Origin of the sequence: Pseudomonas sp. NBRC 111138 (genome assembly GCF_001320835.1) — a bacterium.
In the GTDB taxonomy this organism is placed as follows: domain Bacteria; phylum Pseudomonadota; class Gammaproteobacteria; order Pseudomonadales; family Pseudomonadaceae; genus Aquipseudomonas; species Aquipseudomonas paracarnis.
In genome coordinates, this window is record NZ_BCBO01000004.1 from 1 (window position 1) to 16,895 (window position 16,895).

Consider the following 16,895-nt stretch of genomic DNA (forward strand, 5'->3'; position numbering starts at 1 on the left):
GATTGGAACCTGAAGGTCAGCTCCAAGCGTCAAGCGGTCAAAGCTGCAAACGCCACGCCGCCAGGCCCAGGAAGAACCAGCCGAGCAGGAACGCCAGCCCGCCAAACGGCGTGATGATCCCCAGTTTACTGATGCCGGTCATCGTCAGCACATACAGGCTGCCCGAGAACAGCAGGATACCGACGGTAAACGAAATACCCGCCCAAGTGACCAGCCGACCCGGAATATGCGCCGCCAGCAAGGCCACGCCGAACAGTGCCAGGGCATGCACCAACTGGTAGGTCACACCAGTATGAAAGATCGCCAGGTAGTCGATGCTCAGGCGGTTTTTCAGGCCGTGGGCGGCGAACGCGCCCAGGGCGACACCGGTAAAGCCGAAAAAGGCAGCCAGCATCAGAAAGCTACGCAGCATGGGGAACTCCAGTCAGACTCATCGGGCAGGGTCTGTATAATGGCCCGCTCAACGGGTTCGGCCAAGCCATCTCTATGCTGCGTGTCCTCTTCAAACGCTTTCTCAACGTCGTGAAATGGTTTGCCATCGGCAGTGTGTTGCTGGTGCTACTGTTTCGTGTGGTGCCGCCACCGTTCACTGCGCTGATGGTGGAGCGCAAGGTCGAGTCCTGGGTCGACGGTGAGCCTATCGACCTGCAACGCAGCTGGGTGCCATGGGATGAAATATCCAATGACCTGAAAGTGGCGGTGATGGCCGGTGAAGACCAGCGCTTCCCACAACATTGGGGTTTTGATTTCGGCGCGATCCAGGCGGCGATTCTGCACAACGAACGCGGCGGCTCGATTCGCGGTGCCAGCACCCTGAGCCAGCAGGTGTCGAAAAACCTGTTCCTGTGGGCCGGCCGCAGCTATTTGCGCAAAGGCCTGGAGGCGTGGTTTACCGGTTTGATCGAGGTGTTGTGGCCCAAGCAGCGGATTCTTGAGGTGTACCTCAACAGCGTGGAATGGGATGAAGGTGTGTTTGGCGCAGAGGCAGCGGCGCGGCACCATTTTGGCGTGAGCGCCAAGGGCCTTTCGCGGCACCAGGCCAGTTACCTGGCGGCGGTATTGCCCAATCCACGGGTGTGGAGTGCCAGCCATCCGACGGCCTATGTGGCACGGCGGGCGGCGTGGATTCGCCAGCAGATGAGCCAATTGGGCGGGGATGGTTACCTGGTGGAGCTGAACAACTCTCGAAAGGCACCGTGGTCCGACTGACACAATATGGGACCTGTGGGAGCTGGCTTGCCTGCGATAGCGGTGGGTCAGTAACCCATGCTTCAGCTGACACGGCCTCATCGCAGGCAAGCCAGCTCCCACATTAAACCGAGTTGGGCTTGAGACTTTTCGAACACAAACAAAAATGCCCCGGTCTTTCGACCGGGGCATTTTTTGTTCGCTGCATTTTAAGCGGCGATCGACAACTTCAGCTTGTTCATCGCGCTTTTCTCAAGCTGACGAATCCGCTCGGCCGACACGTTGTACTTCTGCGCCAGGTCGTGCAGCGTGGCCTTTTCTTCTGCCAGCCAACGCTGGTAGAGGATGTCACGACTGCGGTCGTCCAGCACTTCCAGCGCTTCGTGCAGGTTGTGGTTGGAGTTGTCGCTCCAGTCGGCGTCTTCCAGTTGACGCGCCGGGTCGTACCGGTGGTCTTCCAGGTAGTTGGCCGGCGATTGGAAGGCGCTGTCGTCATCCGCTTCGGCGGCTGGGTCGAAGGCCATGTCATGGCCGGTCAGGCGGCTTTCCATCTCGCGCACTTCACGCGGCTCCACGCCGAGGCTTTCGGCCACGCGGTGGACTTCTTCGTTGTTCAGCCACGCCAGGCGTTTTTTCTGGCTGCGCAGGTTGAAGAACAGCTTGCGCTGGGCCTTGGTAGTGGCCACTTTCACGATGCGCCAGTTGCGCAGGATGAACTCGTGGATTTCCGCCTTGATCCAGTGCACGGCAAACGAAACCAGGCGCACGCCCATTTCAGGGTTGAAACGCTTCACTGCCTTCATCAGGCCAACGTTGCCTTCCTGAATCAGGTCGGCCTGGGCCAGACCGTAGCCGCTATAGCTACGGGCGATATGTACGACAAAACGCAGGTGGGCGAGCACCATCTGCCGAGCCGCCCCCAAATCCTGCTCATAGTAGAGACTCTCGGCCAGTTCACGCTCCTGCTCGGGCGTCAGCAATGGAATGCTGTTGACCGTGTGCACATAAGCCTCCAGGTTCGCACCCGGGACCAAGGCATAAGCAGGTTGCAAAGAAGTGGTCATACGAAAAAACCTCCGACTCACATAACTCGTGCAGTTCAGCACTGCGAAAATTGACCTGGGAACCGTAGGACAAGTTCCCTAAACCGCTGATACGGTCAATACAAACGAAACCACATTAATCTGGCATTAACTACTTCGGTGCCAGCTCGCGTAAATGCCGTGCCACCGCAATCCACGCACCGATATACCCCAACAACACCGCGCCAAGCAAGAGACTCAGACCATCGGCTACCGGCACACCGGCCAGCGCGAAATCACTGCCGTAGAGCCCGGCCAGGCCAACAACCGCGTCGTTCAACCAATCCAGGCCAAACGCCAGTACGCCCCAGGACAAGATCCCCGCACCCAAGCCATACAGCGCGCCCATGTACAGGAAAGGCCGACGCACATAGCTGTCTGTGCCGCCCACCAGTTTAATCACTTCTATCTCGGTGCGACGGTTTTCAATATGAAGACGAATGGTATTACCTATCACCAAAAGTAATGCAGACACTAATAACACCGTCAGGCCGAACACAAAGCGGTCACCCAGCTTGAGGATTGCGGCCAGGCGCTCTACCCAGACTAGATCAAGTTGGGCCTGTTGCACCTTCGGCATCTCTGCGAGTTTTTGTCGCAGGGCTTCCAGCGCCGGCTTGTCGACCTCGTTCGGCGTTACCAACACCACGCCCGGCAGCGGGTTCTGCGGCAGCTCCTTGAGCGCCTCGCCCAGGCCCGATTGCTGCTGGAACTCTTCGAGGGCTTGGTCGCGGCTGATGTACTCGGCCTCGGCTACCCCCGGGATGTTCTTGATGTCGTCACGCAGCGCTTCGCCTTCCTTGCTGCTGGTGTCCAGGTTCAGGTACAGCGAAATCTGCGCCGCCCGCTGCCAGGAACCGCCCAGGCGCTCCACATTATTAAGCAACAGCGACAAGCCCATCGGCAGGCTCAAGGCCACCGCCATCACCAGGCAAGTGAAAAAACTACCGATCGGCTGTTTGCCCAGGCGCCGCAGGCTGTCCAGCAGGCTAGCGCGATGGCTTTCAATCCAGGCGTGCACCAGGGTACCGAAGTCCGGGCCGTCGTCGTCGTCGTGTTTTTTCTTTTTCGGTTGCGGGTCGGCCGGTTTCGGCGCCACGCGTTCGGATACTTTAGGGCTGCGTGTAGCACTCATACGCCCGCCTCCCCATCGCCGATCAGGCGGCCGCGCTGCAGGGTCAGCATGCGATGACGCATACGGGCAATCAGGGCCAGGTCGTGGCTGGCAATCAATACGCTGGTGCCCAGGCGGTTGATATCTTCGAACACCCCCATGATCTCGGCCGCCAGGCGCGGGTCGAGGTTACCGGTGGGTTCGTCCGCCAGCAGCAAAGCCGGGCGATGGACGATGGCGCGGGCGATACCGACACGCTGTTGCTGGCCGGTGGACAGGTCGCCGGGGAAGAGGTCGGTCTTGTCCGACAAGGCTACACGCTCCAGGGCCGAGTCCACGCGCTTGACGATCTCGGCCTTGGACAGCCCCAGTATCTGCAACGGCAGGGCCACGTTGTTGAACACCGTACGGTCGAACAGCAACTGGTGGTTCTGGAACACCACGCCGATCTGGCGGCGCAGAAACGGAATTTGCGCATTGCTGATGGTAGCCAGGTCCTGGCCCGCCAGCAGCAACTTGCCTGTGGTCGGGCGTTCCATGGCCAGCAGCAGGCGCAACAGCGTACTTTTGCCCGCGCCCGAATGGCCGGTGACAAACAAGAATTCGCCGCGACGCACTCGAAAGCTCAGCTCATGCAAGCCCACATGCCCGTTGGCATAGCGTTTACCGACCTGTTCGAATCGAATCATGAACGCTCCCGCTCGGCAAACAGTGCCTGTACAAAGGGTTCGGCTTCAAAGGTGCGCAGGTCGTCGATGCCTTCACCGACGCCGATATAGCGAATCGGTAACCCGAACTGTTTGGCCAGGGCGAAAATCACACCGCCCTTGGCCGTGCCGTCGAGCTTAGTCAATGCCAGGCCGGTCAGTTGCACCGTCTGGTTGAATTGCTTGGCCTGGCTGATGGCGTTCTGGCCGGTACCAGCGTCGAGCACCAGCAAGACTTCGTGGGGTGCATCGGCGTCAAGCTTGCCGATCACGCGGCGCACTTTCTTCAGTTCTTCCATCAAATTGTCTTTGGTGTGCAGGCGGCCGGCTGTATCGGCGATCAGCACATCGATGTTGCGCGCCTTGGCGGCTTGCACAGCATCGAAAATCACCGACGCAGAGTCGGCACCGGTGTGCTGGGCAATCACCGGGATCTTGTTGCGCTCGCCCCACACCTGCAACTGCTCGACGGCTGCGGCACGGAAGGTGTCACCGGCGGCGAGCATGACTTTCTTGCCCTCCCCCTGCAGCTTCTTGGCCAGTTTGCCGATGGTGGTGGTCTTGCCAGCGCCGTTTACACCTACAACGAGGATGACGAACGGCTTTTTCGGGGTGATCACCAGCGGCGCTTCAACCGGCTTGAGCATGGCGGCCAGCTCAGCCTGCAGGGATTTGTACAGGGCGTCGGCGTCGGTCAACTGCTTGCGCGCGACCTTCTGCGTCAGGCTCTGGATGATCACGGCGGTGGCTTCGACGCCCACGTCGGCGGTGAGCAGGCGGGTCTCGATGTCTTCCAGCAGCTCGTCATCAATGACTTTCTTGCCCAGGAACAGGCTGGCCATGCCTTCGCCAATACTGGCGCTGGTCTTGCTCAGGCCCTGCTTGAGACGGGCAAAAAACCCGGTTTTGCTGGTTTCGGTGGTGGCGACGACAGGCTCTGGCTCGACGACGGCAGGTGCGGCAACAACCGGTGCCGGCACTTCAACGACGGGCGGAACTTCAGCCACAACCTCTACCGGCGCCGGCTCAACCACTGCAGGAATCGGCGGCACGACGTGCTCGGCCTGAACATCCTCCACCAACGCCACAGGCTCTTCGGCCACCGGCAGTTCCAACCAAGGCTTGTGCTCAGGCGCAGGCTCAAGTTCCGGCTCGGCCTCGACGACCGGCTGCAACACCGGCTCAGCCATCGGCAACACCACCGGAACTGGCGTCTCGGCAACCGGTTCGGCTTCTATTACGGGTTCAGGGGTGGGTTCAGCGTGAACCTGTGGCTGTTCGACGACGGTTTCCTGCGGCTTTTTGCGCAGCCATCCGAACAGGCCTTTCTTCTCGCCAGCCGCAGCTGGGGTCTTCTTGTCGTCGTTGGAACCAAACATGGAGACGGCTATCTCAAGGTAGCGACGCGCCAAGGGGCGCTTCGGTAAATAAAATTCGATGCGTAACAGACTGTTTTTTAGCCAGCTCGTTCATGCGCAACATTTTGTAAGGCCTAAATAGGGCCTCAACAAGACAGCCACAGTGGCCGTCCCTAGGTCGGATCAGTATCCTAGCACCTCCTCGCCCGCCGACGCTAAGACCAAGCGGGCAGCCCAACAGGTTTAAAAACGAATGAATGCTCTAGCCCGCCGCGCCGCAGGCCTGCTGTTCAGCACAGTTTGTCTGCCTCTCTCAGCTTTGGCTGCCGATCCACAACCCACCCATGAATTCACCCTCGATAACGGCCTCAAGGTGGTCGTGCGCGAAGATCATCGCGCGCCGGTGGTGGTTTCCCAGGTCTGGTACAAGGTTGGCTCAAGCTACGAAACCCCGGGCCAGACCGGTTTGTCCCACGCCCTGGAACACATGATGTTCAAGGGCAGCGCCAAGGTTGGCCCCGGCGAAGCCTCGCTGATCCTGCGCGACCTGGGCGCCGAAGAAAACGCCTTCACCAGCGACGACTACACCGCGTATTACCAGGTATTGGCCCGTGATCGCCTGGGTGTGGCCTTTGAGCTGGAAGCCGACCGCATGGCCAGCCTGCGCCTGCCGGCCGACGAATTCAGCCGTGAAATCGAAGTAATCAAGGAAGAACGCCGCCTGCGCACCGACGATAACCCCATGTCCAAAGCGTTCGAGCGCTTCAAGGCCATGGCCTTCCCCGCCAGCGGCTACCACACGCCGACCATCGGCTGGATGGCCGACCTGGACCGCATGAAGGTCGAGGAACTGCGCCACTGGTACCAATCCTGGTACGTGCCGAACAACGCCACCCTGGTGGTGGTCGGCGACGTGACCCCGGACGAGGTGAAAAACCTCGCCCAACGTTACTTCGGCCCGATCCCCAAGCGTGACGTGCCGCCGGCAAAAATCCCGATGGAACTGGCCGAGCCCGGCGAGCGCCTGCTGACCCTGCACGTGCAGACCCAATTGCCAAGCGTGTTCCTGGGCTTCAACGTGCCTGGCCTGGCCACCGCCGAAGACAAACGCTCGGTGCAGGCCCTGCGCCTGATCTCGGCGCTGCTGGACGGCGGCTACAGTGCACGGATCTCCGAGCAACTGGAGCGCGGTGAGGAACTTGTGTCCGCGGCTTCCACCAACTACGACGCCTACACCCGTGGCGACAGCCTGTTTACCCTCTCGGCCACGCCGAACCAGCAGAAGAAAAAAACCGTCGCCCAAGCCGAAGCCGGCCTGTGGCGCCTGCTCGATGAGTTGAAGGCCAAGCCGCCGACCGCTGAAGAACTGGAGCGCATCCGTGCCCAGGTCATTGCGGGCCTGGTGTACCAGCGTGATTCCATCACCAGCCAGGCCACGGCCATCGGCTCCCTGGAAACGGTCGGCCTGTCCTGGAAGCTCATGGACACCGAATTGGCCGACCTGCAAAGCGTGACGCCGGAAGATATCCAGAAAGCCGCGCGCACCTACTTCACCCGCGAACGTCTGAGCGTCGCCCATGTTTTGCCTGAGGAGACCGCTCATGAGTGATCGCAAAAACAGCCGCCTGATCCTGCCCGGCCTGATCGCCGTCACCCTGATGGCGGCCAGCGCCGTTTACTTCTTGCGCCCCAGCGAGTCGGTCGCCAGCCAGGCCCTGGACAAGGCTCAAACGGCCAGCACCCTGCAGTCCCTGGCGGAACTGGATGGCAAGGCACCGACCAACCGCAAGCTCGACGTACAAACCTGGACCACCGCCGAAGGCGCCAAGGTGCTGTTCGTCGAAGCCCACGAATTGCCGATGTTCGACATGCGCCTGCTGTTTGCCGCCGGCAGCAGCCAGGATGGCGACGTGCCAGGCCTGGCGCTGATGACCAACGCCATGCTCAACGAAGGCGTGCCGGGCAAGGATGTCAGCCAGATCGCCAGTGGTTTCGAAGGCCTGGGGGCCGACTTTGGCAACGGCGCGTACCGCGACATGGCGCTGGTGACCCTGCGCAGCCTGAGCGACAGCGCCAAGCGCGACGCCGCCCTGTCACTGTTCAACCAGGTGATCGGCCAGCCGACTTTCCCGGCAGACTCCCTGGCACGCATCAAGAACCAGATCCTGGCCGGTTTCGAGTACCAGAAACAGAACCCCGGCAAACTGGCGAGCATCGAGCTGTTCAAGCGTCTGTACGGCGACCATCCTTACGCGCATCCGAGCGAAGGCACCCCAGAAAGCGTGCCGAAAATTACCCTGGCACAGTTGCAGGCGTTCCATGCCAAAGCCTATGCGGCGGGCAATGCCGTGATTGCGGTCGTCGGCGACCTGACCCGTGCAGAAGCCGAGGCCATGACGGCCAAAGTGTCGGCATCGCTGCCCAAAGGCCCGGCCATGGCCAAGATCGCTCAACCGACCGAGCCAAAAGCCGGCCTGAGCCGTATCGAGTTTCCGTCCAAGCAAACCCACCTGCTGTTTGCGCAATTGGGCATCGACCGCGCCGACCCGGACTACGCAGCCTTGTCCCTGGGCAACCAGATCCTTGGCGGCGGCGGCTTCGGTACCCGTTTGATGAGCGAGGTGCGTGAAAAACGCGGCCTGACCTACGGCGTGTACTCCGGTTTCTCACCGATGCAGGTGCGCGGCCCGTTCATGATCAACCTGCAGACCCGCGCCGAAATGAGCGGCGGCACCCTGCGCCTGGTTGAGGATGTACTGGCTGATTACCTCAAGAACGGCCCAACACAAAAAGAACTGGACGACGCCAAGCGCGAACTGGCCGGCAGCTTCCCGCTGTCCACCGCCAGCAACGCCGATATCGTCGGGCAGTTGGGCGCCATGGGTTTCTACAACCTGCCGCTGAGCTATCTGGAAGATTTCATGAAACAATCCCAGGCCCTGACCGTCGATCAGGTCAAGGCTGCAATGAACAAACACTTGAGCGCCGACAAGATGGTCATCGTGACCGCCGGCCCGACGATTGCGCAAAAGCCACTACCGCCCCCCACTGATAAACCTGCCGAGCAGCCGCTCGGGGTTCCGGAGCATTAATGGCCAGTTCATCTCGCCCGAAAAAACCTGTCCACAACGTGCATAACGGTGTGGGCCAACTGCGCATCATTGGCGGTGAATGGGGCAGCCGCAAGCTGAGCTTCCCCGACGTCGTGGGCCTGCGCCCGACGCCCGATCGCGTGCGTGAAACCCTGTTCAACTGGCTCGCGCCGTACATAGGCGGGGCCAAAGTGCTGGACCCGTTCGCCGGCAGCGGCGCGCTGTTCCTGGAGGCGCTGTCCCGTGGCGCGGCCCAGGGCCAGGCGCTGGACGCCAGCAATGTGGCGGTGTCCAGCCTCAAGGAGCACCTGGGCACACTGCGTTGCACCACCGGCCAGGTGCAGACGGCCGACGCGCTGCGCTACCTGGAAACCCAGGCGGCCACTGAATACGACGTAGTGTTCCTCGATCCACCGTTCAACCAGAACCTGCTGCCGACCGTCTGCACACTGCTGGAAGAACGCCAGTGGCTGGCACCGGATGCCTGGATCTACACTGAGAGCGAGACCGCGCCCTCCACGCTCGGCCTGCCAAGTGGCTGGCGCCTGCACCGGGAGCAGAAGTCCGGGCGGGTGTATTACGCGTTGTGGCATCGTTTGGTCGAAAACGCCGCCTGATCGTGTGGCTAGAGATTGCTCCCGCTGGGCTGCGAAGCGGCCCTGAAACCTGCCAAGGTGTTCCGACTGAATAAACGCAGTGTTCTTGATGGGGCCGCTACGCGGCCCAGCGCGAGCAAGCTCGCTCGCCACAGTGAGTTCACTTGCCACCGAGAGCGTCATGACCCCTTCTTGCGACCTGTTCAAACCCGCCTTCGGCCTCGGCAACCCTCACTTGCAGACACTGTGGGGGCCGCTGTGGCGCCCGACCACCCACCTCGAGCGTCAGCGTGAGCGCCTGTGGCTGGAGGATGGCGACTTCCTCGATCTCGACTGGCACGGGCCTCATGACGTGCAAGCGCCTTTGGTGCTGGTGTTGCATGGGCTGACCGGTTCGTCCAATTCACCCTATGTGGCCGGCCTGCAAAAAGTCCTCGCCGCCCAAGGCTGGGCCAGTGCTGCGTTGAACTGGCGCGGCTGCTCGGGCGAGCCCAACCTGCTGGCTCGCAGTTATCACTCCGGCGCCAGCGAAGACCTGGCGGCAGCGATTGCTCATCTGCGCGCCAAGCGGCCGTTGGCGCCCTTGTATGCGGTGGGTTATTCCCTGGGTGGCAATGTGTTGCTCAAGCATCTGGGGGAAACCGGCAAGGCTTCGGGGCTGCAGGGCGCAGCGGCGGTGTCGGTACCGTTTCGCCTGGATCAATGCGCGGATCGCATTGGGCTGGGGTTCTCGCGGGTGTATCAGAAGCACTTCATGCGCGAAATGCTGGCGTATATCCGCGTCAAGCAACGCCAATTCCTGCAGGACGGTCGTGAGGATGGGCTCAAAACCCTGGAGGCCCTTGGCTCTCTGGAAAAGATGCGCACGTTCTGGGACTTCGACGGGCGGGTAACCGCGCCGCTGCACGGTTTCTTGGGTGCCGAGGATTACTATCGCCGCGCCTCCAGTCGCTATTACCTGGGCGGTATCCGCACGCCGACGCTGATTATCCAGGCGGCTGATGATCCGTTTGTGTTTGCGCACAGCTTGCCTGACGCCAGTGAGCTGTCGGCCTGCACCGAGTTCGAGTTGCTGGCCAAGGGCGGGCATGTGGGGTTTGTGGAGGGTTCGCTGAAGCGCCCTGGTTACTACCTGGAACGCCGGATCCCGCAGTGGCTCCAGACCCAATACGGTCAATAGTGTGGGAGCTGGCTTGCCTGCGATAGCGGTGGGCCAGCCAATGTTGAGGTGGCTGACACTCTGCTATCGCAGGCAAGCCAGCTCCCACATTTCAATGAAACGTTTACACCGGTCGTTTACTCGCCCGTGGCTATTTCCCGAGCTGGATCAGTAATCCACTCACTCCACGACCCCGCATACAACTTACCCAACGGGTACCCCGCCAGGCTCAACGCAAACAGGTTATGGCACGCCGTCACCCCAGACCCGCAATACGCCACCAACTCCTGCGGCGGGCGCCCTTGCAGCTGCGCGGCAAAGCGTTGCTTGAGCTGATCAGCCGGCAAGAAACGACCATCACTGCCCAGGTTTTCACTGAACGCCGCACATTGCGCACCAGGGATATGCCCGGCAATCGGATCGATGGGTTCTACTTCGCCACGAAAGCGCGGCTGGGCGCGGGCGTCGATCAAGGTCAGGCCGGGTTGGCCCAGGCGTTTTTGCAAGTGTTCGGCATCCAGCAGCAACCGATGATCCGGCGTACCGGCGAAGGTACCTGGCTCAACCACGGGCGCGTCCAGGCTCAGGGGGAAACCGGCGGCATGCCAGGCCTTGAGGCCACCATCCAGAATGAACACGCCATCACGCTTGCCCAGCCAGGCCAGCAACCACCAGGCACGGGCGGCGTAGGCTCCGGGGCCGTCGTCATACAGCACCACATCGGTGTCGGCACTGATACCCCAGGCCCGCAGTTGCCTGGCGAACGTGTCCGCCGCCGGCAAAGGATGACGACCGGTCACGCCCTTGGTCACCGGGCCGCTCAGGTGGCGCTCCAGGTCGGCGTATTGCGCGCCCTCGATATGCCCTTCGGCGTAACTGCACAAGCCATAGTCGGGGTCTTCCAGGGCAAAGCGGCAATCCAGGATCACCCACCCGCTCGACTGTTGGCGCTCGGCCAATTGCTGGGGGCTGATCAGTTGGGCAAGCGGCATGACTGACTCCTGTGAATACAAAGGGGAAAGGTCTTACTTCACTTCTTCCAGTGCCTGATTCAACGGCACGTAAAACTCTTTGAACAAGGCGTCCACCGCCTCTTTGGCCTGTGGCGTGACAAACCCCGCCTCCAGCACCAGCACCTGATAGACCCCACGCTTGATCGCCTCGGCGCTCAGGTGGGTGGATTTTTCATTGGTGGTACACAAAAAGCGCACCCACGAGGTGAGGATGATCCACGCATTCAGGGTCAGGGCTTCTGTTTGCACCGGGTCCATATTGAGAATGCCGGCATCGACAAAGCCCTGGTAGATCGCGCCGCCCTGAATCAGGCAACGCTGGGAAAAACGCCGGTAGCCGGTCGCCAGTTCCGGGTCGCTCTCCAGCAGGTGTTCGAGGTCGCGATGCAGGAAGCGATAACGCCACATGCCGGCCAATACGGCTTGCAGGTAAAAGCGTTTATCCTCCACCACCATCGTGCGTCCCTGGGGTGGGCGCAGGAAACTGTCTACCAACGCTTCATATTCGCGGAACAGCACGGCGATGATCGCCTGCTTGTTAGGGAAGTGGTAGTACAGGTTGCCCGGGGAAATTTCCATGTGGGCGGCAATGTGGTTAGTACTGACACTGCGCTCGCCCTGCTGGTTAAAAAGCTCCAGGCTGGTTTGCACAATGCGCTCGCTGGTCTTTACTCGTGGTGCCATAGGGGATCAGCTTCTATACACGGGATGGGGCATCTTACGGCCTAACCCGGCCAGGATAAATCTGGATGTTACTGCAATGTTATTTGACAATTTAGAGCAATGACTCTAAAAATCCAGGCAGACCAATAACAATCGGTGCCGCGCCATGTCTGCCAACGTTGCCTACCTGCAAGATTCCCAGGCGCTGGATCAACTCCAGGACCTGTTCGACGCCCAACGCCGCGCCTATGCCGCCAACCCGATGCCGCCGGCCGGGCAGCGCCAGCAATGGCTCAAGGCTCTGCGGGATCTGTTGAGCGACGAACGCCAGGCGCTGATCAATGCGATCAGCCAGGATTTCAGCCATCGCAGCGCCGACGAAACCCTTTTTGCCGAATTGATGCCTAGCCTGCATGGCATTCACTACGCGAGCAAACACCTCAAGGGCTGGATGAAACCTTCCCGCCGCGCTGTAGGCATTGCCTTCCAGCCCGCCTCAGCCAAAGTCATTTACCAGCCACTGGGCGTCGTCGGCGTCATCGTGCCGTGGAACTACCCGCTGTACCTGGCCATCGGCCCACTGGTTGGGGCATTGGCTGCCGGTAACCGAGTGATGCTCAAGCTCAGCGAGTCCACGCCGGCCACCGGTGAGCTGCTCAAGGCGTTGTTGGCCAAGATCTTCCCCGAGGACCTGGTGTCCGTCGTGCTGGGCGAAGCTGACGTGGGCATGGCGTTTTCCAAGTTGCGCTTCGATCACCTGCTGTTCACCGGCGCTACCAGTATAGGCAAGCACGTGATGCGTGCGGCGGCTGAAAACCTCACGCCGGTGACCCTGGAGCTGGGCGGCAAATCGCCAGCCATTGTCTCGGCCGACGTGCCGCTCAAGGATGCTGCCGAACGCATCGCTTTCGGCAAAGCCTTGAACGCCGGACAAACCTGCGTGGCGCCAGATTATGTGCTGGTACCGGAAGATCGCGTGGAGGGCTTTGTCGAGGCGTATTCCAAAGCCGTGCGCGGGTTTTATCCGACGCTGGCCGACAACCCGGACTACACCGCCATCATCAACGAGCGCCAACTGGCCCGGCTCAATGCCTACGCCAAGGACGCCACCGACAAAGGCGCCACCTTGATCCCGCTGTACGAGCAAGGCCAGGCGCGGCGAATGGCCCACAGCCTGCTGTTGAATGTCAGCGACGACATGACCGTGATGCAGGACGAAATCTTCGGCCCGCTCCTGCCCATCGTGCCGTATCGCGGCCTTGACCAAGCCTTTGCCTACATCAACCAGCGCCCTCGCCCACTGGCCTTGTATTACTTCGGCTACAACAAAGGCGAACAAGCGCGGGTGCTCCACGAAACCCATTCCGGCGGTGTGTGCCTGAACGACACCTTGCTGCACGTCGCCCAGGACGATATGCCGTTCGGTGGCATCGGCCCGTCAGGCATGGGCCATTACCACGGTCACGAAGGTTTCCTGACGTTCAGCAAGGCCAAGGGTGTGCTGGTCAAACAGCGCCTGAACGCAGCGAAGTTGATCTACCCGCCCTATGGCAAGTCGATCCAGAAGCTGATCCAGAAGCTGTTTATACGCTGATAACCGCCACCTTCGGGACTATAAAAACAATGAACCCCAGCCTGACTGATTCACCCGCGCTGTCACGGCGCGGCGTCTTGAAAATCGGCCTGTGTGCCAGCGCCTTCCTCGCCACCGCCGGGTTGGGCGCCAGCCTCAGTGGTTGCTCCAGCAGTACGCCGGCCAGCGGCTTTGCGATGTTGCGCACCAGCGACTTGCCGTTCTTGCGGGCGGTAATCCCGGTGCTGCTAGAAGGCGCGGCCAGTGCCGAACAAGTGCTTGCAGGTATTGAGGGCACCCTGAAAAAGCTCGATTACAGCCTGCAGCACTTGTCGCCCGAGATGTTCAAGCTCACCCAGCAATTATTCGACGTACTGGGCATGGGCATTACCCGCGGCCCGCTGACCGGTATCTGGGGCAGTTGGGAAAACGCCAGCAGCGAACAGATCCGCAATTTCCTGCACCGCTGGGAAAACAGTTACCTGAACCTTTTGCGCATGGGCCAGGGCTCGCTGCTCAAACTGGTGATCATGGCCTGGTACTTCCGGCCCGAGTCCTGGGCCCATTGCGGCTACCCCGGCCCGCCCAAGATCTAGCCTGGGCAATCCCCCAAGATTGCATCTTCCGACAAGAATAAGAGAGCACACCTATGCCCGTACCCGATCTGTTCCGCGACGGCCTGGCCCGTGGCTGGAAAACCCACAATGGCGCCGCCCTGGATCACGACCTGACCCTGGAAGCGGATGTCGCCATCATCGGCAGCGGCGCCGGGGGCGGTACCACCGCCGAAATCCTCAGCGCCGCCGGCTACAAAGTGTTGCTGATCGAAGAAGGCCCGCTCAAGACCAGTAGTGATTTCAAGCTGCTGGAAGACGAAGCCTACGCCAGCCTTTACCAGGAAGGCATCGGCCGCATGAGCAAGGACGGCGCTATCACCATCCTGCAGGGCCGGGCGGTGGGCGGTACCACCTTGATCAACTGGACCTCCAGCTTTCGCACCCCTGACGCTACCCTCGCGCATTGGGCCAGCGAATATGCGGTCAAAGGCCACAGCAGCGCCGAAATGGCGCCCTGGTTCGAAAAAATGGAGCAGCGCCTGGGCATCGCGCCCTGGGCGCTGCCGCCGAATGCCAACAACGATGTGATCCGCAAAGGCTGTGAAAAGCTCGGCTACAGCTGGCATGTGATCCCGCGCAATGTGCGCGGCTGCTTCAACCTGGGGTATTGCGGCATGGGCTGCCCGGTCAACGCCAAGCAGTCAATGCTGGTGACGACCATCCCGTCCACCCTGGAAAAGGGCGGCGAACTGCTTTACCTGGCCCGCGCCGAACGGCTCACATACAGCGGCGACACCATCAGCAGCCTCGAATGCGTGGCCATGGACGAACGCTGCGTAGCGCCAACAGGGCGCAAGATCAGGGTGAAAGCCAAGCACTATGTGCTGGCGGGCGGCGGCATCAACAGCCCGGCCCTGCTGATGCGCTCCGACGCGCCCGACCCACACTCGCGGCTGGGCAAGCGCACCTTCCTGCACCTGGTCAATTTCTCCGCCGGGCTGTTCGACGAAGTGATCAACCCCTTCTACGGTGCGCCGCAATCCATCTACTCCGACCACTTCCAATGGCAGGACGGCACTACCGGCAAAATGTCCTACAAACTGGAAGCACCGCCCCTGCATCCAGGCCTGGCGAGCACCCTGTTTGGTGGCTACGGCAACCAGAACGCCCTGGACATGAACCAATTACCCCACACCCACGCCATGCTCGCCCTGCTGCGCGACGGCTTTCACCCCGACAGCCCAGGCGGCACGGTGGAGTTACGCGGTGACGGCACGCCAGTGCTCGACTATCAGGTCTCGCCCTACGCCTGGGACGGCCTGCGCCGGGCCTTCCACAGCATGGCCGAGATTCAGTTCGCGGCGGGAGCCAAATCGGTCAAGCCCCTGCATCACGACGCGCGCTTTGTGAACAACTTGGCCGAAGCGCGCAGGGTGATCGACGGTCTGAACCTGGAACTGCATCGCACCACCCTGGGCAGCGCCCACGTGATGGGCGGTTGTGCCATGGGTGAAGATCCGAAAAATGCCGTCGCCGACAGCCTGGGTCGCCATCATCAGTTGCGTAACCTGTCGATCCACGATGGCTCGCTGTTCCCCACCAGCATTGGCGCCAACCCGCAATTGTCGGTGTACGGATTGACCGCGCAACTGGCGAGCGCATTGGCCGAACGTCTGAAAACGGCATGAAAAGACAGGGTATTCACGGTATCTATCTACATAAGTCGACTTGGCCCACCGGTAATGCTGCGATACCATCCGGTTCCCCAACGGACTCCGCCAGGACGACGCGATGAACCGAGTGTTGTACCCAGGTACCTTCGACCCGATTACCAAAGGCCATGGCGATCTGGTCGAACGCGCCTCTCGCCTGTTCGACCATGTGATCATCGCGGTCGCGGCCAGCCCCAAGAAAAACCCGCTGTTTCCCCTGGAACAACGTGTGGAGCTGGCGCAAGAGGTCACCAAGCACCTGCCGAATGTGGAAGTAGTGGGCTTTTCGACACTGCTGGCGCATTTCGCCAAGGAGCAGAACGCCAATGTGTTCCTGCGTGGCCTGCGTGCGGTGTCGGACTTCGAATACGAATTCCAGCTGGCCAACATGAACCGCCAATTGGCGCCGGACGTGGAAAGCCTGTTCCTCACGCCGTCGGAGCGTTATTCGTTCATTTCCTCGACGTTGGTTCGTGAAATCGCTGCTTTGGGCGGAGATATCACCAAGTTCGTGCATCCAGCTGTAGCAGACGCACTGACATTGCGCTTCAAGAAGTAAGGCTCATTGTGGCGAGGGAGCTTGCTCCCGCTGGACTGCGCAGCAGTCCCAATCCTTTCATCCCTCACCACAGAGACAGGCTCGCACTGCGGGCGTCAATGCGGCACAATTGCGCGCATTAGTTTTCAGATGCCTTGGCAGAGTGCCCTGGCAGGAGTTTCCATGTCCCTGATCATCACCGACGATTGCATCAATTGCGACGTCTGCGAACCCGAGTGCCCGAACGCCGCCATTTCCCAAGGCGAAGAGATCTACGTGATCGACCCCAACCTGTGCACCCAGTGCGTCGGCCACTACGACGAACCGCAGTGCCAGCAGGTATGCCCGGTCGATTGCATTCCTCTGGACGAGGCACACCCTGAGACTGAAGAGCAGTTGATGGAGAAGTACCGCAAGATTACCGGTAAGGCCTAAGCCTCTTCGTTGCCCGTAAAGGCCTCATCGCAGGCAAGTCAGCTCCCACACTTGGATATGTGAATACATTCAAATGTGGGAGCTGGCTTGCCTGCGATAGCAATCTCA

At 60.9% G+C, this 16,895-nt stretch carries 17 protein-coding genes; 10 read left to right on the forward strand and 7 right to left on the reverse strand.

The genetic code is table 11. The features are described from left to right. Window positions 1–37 precede the first annotated feature (37 nt). Window positions 38–412 (reverse strand): DUF423 domain-containing protein, encoded by a 375-nt coding sequence (locus APH41_RS00915; RefSeq protein WP_054917012.1) that lies wholly within the window; start codon window positions 410–412, stop codon window positions 38–40. 74 nt (window positions 413–486) lie between these two features. On the opposite strand from APH41_RS00915, the gene mtgA reads away from it, so the two are divergent. Next, window positions 487–1,209 (forward strand): monofunctional biosynthetic peptidoglycan transglycosylase, encoded by a 723-nt coding sequence (mtgA, locus tag APH41_RS00920; protein WP_054917014.1) that lies wholly within the window; start codon window positions 487–489, stop codon window positions 1,207–1,209. A gap of 188 nt (window positions 1,210–1,397) precedes the next feature. On the opposite strand, the gene rpoH is transcribed toward mtgA, so the two are convergent. The 4 genes from rpoH to ftsY all read right to left on the reverse strand — a co-directional run bounded on the left by rpoH (window position 1,398) and on the right by ftsY (window position 5,470). Continuing rightward, the gene (gene rpoH, locus APH41_RS00925) at window positions 1,398–2,252 is read right to left on the reverse strand and encodes an RNA polymerase sigma factor RpoH (protein ID WP_003176698.1); all 855 of its coding nucleotides are present in this window, start codon (window positions 2,250–2,252) and stop codon (window positions 1,398–1,400) included. Between the two features lie 130 nt (window positions 2,253–2,382). Next, the gene (gene ftsX, locus APH41_RS00930) at window positions 2,383–3,405 is read right to left on the reverse strand and encodes a permease-like cell division protein FtsX (RefSeq protein WP_054897584.1); all 1,023 of its coding nucleotides are present in this window, start codon (window positions 3,403–3,405) and stop codon (window positions 2,383–2,385) included. Further along, window positions 3,402–4,073, reverse strand: a complete 672-nt coding sequence (gene ftsE / locus APH41_RS00935) for a cell division ATP-binding protein FtsE (RefSeq protein ID WP_003195112.1) — start codon at window positions 4,071–4,073, stop codon at window positions 3,402–3,404. The genes ftsX and ftsE overlap by 4 nt, the downstream gene beginning before the upstream one ends. After that, window positions 4,070–5,470, reverse strand: a complete 1,401-nt coding sequence (gene ftsY / locus APH41_RS00940) for a signal recognition particle-docking protein FtsY (RefSeq protein ID WP_054897585.1) — start codon at window positions 5,468–5,470, stop codon at window positions 4,070–4,072. The genes ftsE and ftsY overlap by 4 nt, the downstream gene beginning before the upstream one ends. A gap of 232 nt (window positions 5,471–5,702) precedes the next feature. Here ftsY and APH41_RS00945 point away from each other — a divergent pair, with 232 nt between their 5' ends. The 4 genes from APH41_RS00945 (at window position 5,703) to APH41_RS00960 (ending at window position 10,317) form a co-directional block, all read left to right on the forward strand. Then, window positions 5,703–7,058: a pitrilysin family protein gene (locus APH41_RS00945; RefSeq protein WP_003195117.1), complete on the forward strand. Its 1,356-nt coding sequence runs from the start codon at window positions 5,703–5,705 to the stop codon at window positions 7,056–7,058. Then, window positions 7,051–8,541 (forward strand): pitrilysin family protein, encoded by a 1,491-nt coding sequence (locus tag APH41_RS00950; protein WP_020301928.1) that lies wholly within the window; start codon window positions 7,051–7,053, stop codon window positions 8,539–8,541. The genes APH41_RS00945 and APH41_RS00950 overlap by 8 nt, the downstream gene beginning before the upstream one ends. Further along, a complete protein-coding gene (gene rsmD, locus APH41_RS00955; RefSeq protein ID WP_034128953.1) occupies window positions 8,541–9,158 on the forward strand; it encodes a 16S rRNA (guanine(966)-N(2))-methyltransferase RsmD in 618 nt (205 codons plus the stop codon). Before APH41_RS00950 ends, rsmD begins: the two co-directional genes overlap by 1 nt. Before the next feature lie 160 nt (window positions 9,159–9,318). After that, window positions 9,319–10,317 carry a hydrolase gene (locus APH41_RS00960; RefSeq protein ID WP_054917016.1) on the forward strand — a complete coding sequence of 333 codons (999 nt, stop codon included), beginning with the start codon at window positions 9,319–9,321 and terminating at the stop codon, window positions 10,315–10,317. Between the two features lie 116 nt (window positions 10,318–10,433). On the opposite strand, the gene APH41_RS00965 is transcribed toward APH41_RS00960, so the two are convergent. Together APH41_RS00965 and APH41_RS00970 are read right to left on the reverse strand one after the other, a co-directional pair. Beyond that, window positions 10,434–11,288, reverse strand: coding sequence for a sulfurtransferase (locus APH41_RS00965; protein WP_054897588.1), 855 nt, complete (start codon window positions 11,286–11,288; stop codon window positions 10,434–10,436). Between the two features lie 33 nt (window positions 11,289–11,321). Then, complete coding sequence (locus tag APH41_RS00970) at window positions 11,322–11,993, reverse strand: TetR/AcrR family transcriptional regulator (protein WP_005792294.1); 672 nt, start codon at window positions 11,991–11,993, stop codon at window positions 11,322–11,324. A gap of 145 nt (window positions 11,994–12,138) precedes the next feature. Between APH41_RS00970 and APH41_RS00975 the strand changes: the two genes are divergently transcribed. From APH41_RS00975 to APH41_RS00995, 5 genes are all read left to right on the forward strand, one after another. Further along, window positions 12,139–13,566, forward strand: coding sequence for a coniferyl aldehyde dehydrogenase (locus APH41_RS00975; protein ID WP_054917018.1), 1,428 nt, complete (start codon window positions 12,139–12,141; stop codon window positions 13,564–13,566). A gap of 29 nt (window positions 13,567–13,595) precedes the next feature. Next, a complete protein-coding gene (locus APH41_RS00980) occupies window positions 13,596–14,141 on the forward strand; it encodes a hypothetical protein (RefSeq protein WP_020301931.1) in 546 nt (181 codons plus the stop codon). 53 nt (window positions 14,142–14,194) lie between these two features. After that, complete coding sequence (locus APH41_RS00985) at window positions 14,195–15,790, forward strand: GMC family oxidoreductase (RefSeq protein WP_054917020.1); 1,596 nt, start codon at window positions 14,195–14,197, stop codon at window positions 15,788–15,790. A 103-nt stretch (window positions 15,791–15,893) separates the two neighbouring features. Further along, window positions 15,894–16,373 carry a pantetheine-phosphate adenylyltransferase gene (coaD, locus tag APH41_RS00990; RefSeq protein ID WP_003195136.1) on the forward strand — a complete coding sequence of 160 codons (480 nt, stop codon included), beginning with the start codon at window positions 15,894–15,896 and terminating at the stop codon, window positions 16,371–16,373. 162 nt (window positions 16,374–16,535) lie between these two features. Beyond that, window positions 16,536–16,787: a YfhL family 4Fe-4S dicluster ferredoxin gene (locus APH41_RS00995; RefSeq protein WP_003195146.1), complete on the forward strand. Its 252-nt coding sequence runs from the start codon at window positions 16,536–16,538 to the stop codon at window positions 16,785–16,787. The last annotated feature ends 108 nt before the right edge of the window (window positions 16,788–16,895 follow it).

What these genes read in the sequence shown, in the direction of transcription:
- APH41_RS00915 (WP_054917012.1), bottom strand. Translation starts at nt 412, where the DNA reads ATGCTGCGTAGCTTTCTGATGCTGGCTGCCTTTTTCGGCTTTACCGGT.
- mtgA (WP_054917014.1), top strand. Translation starts at nt 487, where the DNA reads ATGCTGCGTGTCCTCTTCAAACGCTTTCTCAACGTCGTGAAATGGTTT.
- rpoH (WP_003176698.1), bottom strand. Translation starts at nt 2,252, where the DNA reads ATGACCACTTCTTTGCAACCTGCTTATGCCTTGGTCCCGGGTGCGAAC.
- ftsX (WP_054897584.1), bottom strand. Translation starts at nt 3,405, where the DNA reads ATGAGTGCTACACGCAGCCCTAAAGTATCCGAACGCGTGGCGCCGAAA.
- ftsE (WP_003195112.1), bottom strand. Translation starts at nt 4,073, where the DNA reads ATGATTCGATTCGAACAGGTCGGTAAACGCTATGCCAACGGGCATGTG.
- ftsY (WP_054897585.1), bottom strand. Translation starts at nt 5,470, where the DNA reads ATGTTTGGTTCCAACGACGACAAGAAGACCCCAGCTGCGGCTGGCGAG.
- APH41_RS00945 (WP_003195117.1), top strand. Translation starts at nt 5,703, where the DNA reads ATGAATGCTCTAGCCCGCCGCGCCGCAGGCCTGCTGTTCAGCACAGTT.
- APH41_RS00950 (WP_020301928.1), top strand. Translation starts at nt 7,051, where the DNA reads ATGAGTGATCGCAAAAACAGCCGCCTGATCCTGCCCGGCCTGATCGCC.
- rsmD (WP_034128953.1), top strand. Translation starts at nt 8,541, where the DNA reads ATGGCCAGTTCATCTCGCCCGAAAAAACCTGTCCACAACGTGCATAAC.
- APH41_RS00960 (WP_054917016.1), top strand. Translation starts at nt 9,319, where the DNA reads ATGACCCCTTCTTGCGACCTGTTCAAACCCGCCTTCGGCCTCGGCAAC.
- APH41_RS00965 (WP_054897588.1), bottom strand. Translation starts at nt 11,288, where the DNA reads ATGCCGCTTGCCCAACTGATCAGCCCCCAGCAATTGGCCGAGCGCCAA.
- APH41_RS00970 (WP_005792294.1), bottom strand. Translation starts at nt 11,993, where the DNA reads ATGGCACCACGAGTAAAGACCAGCGAGCGCATTGTGCAAACCAGCCTG.
- APH41_RS00975 (WP_054917018.1), top strand. Translation starts at nt 12,139, where the DNA reads ATGTCTGCCAACGTTGCCTACCTGCAAGATTCCCAGGCGCTGGATCAA.
- APH41_RS00980 (WP_020301931.1), top strand. Translation starts at nt 13,596, where the DNA reads ATGAACCCCAGCCTGACTGATTCACCCGCGCTGTCACGGCGCGGCGTC.
- APH41_RS00985 (WP_054917020.1), top strand. Translation starts at nt 14,195, where the DNA reads ATGCCCGTACCCGATCTGTTCCGCGACGGCCTGGCCCGTGGCTGGAAA.
- coaD (WP_003195136.1), top strand. Translation starts at nt 15,894, where the DNA reads ATGAACCGAGTGTTGTACCCAGGTACCTTCGACCCGATTACCAAAGGC.
- APH41_RS00995 (WP_003195146.1), top strand. Translation starts at nt 16,536, where the DNA reads ATGTCCCTGATCATCACCGACGATTGCATCAATTGCGACGTCTGCGAA.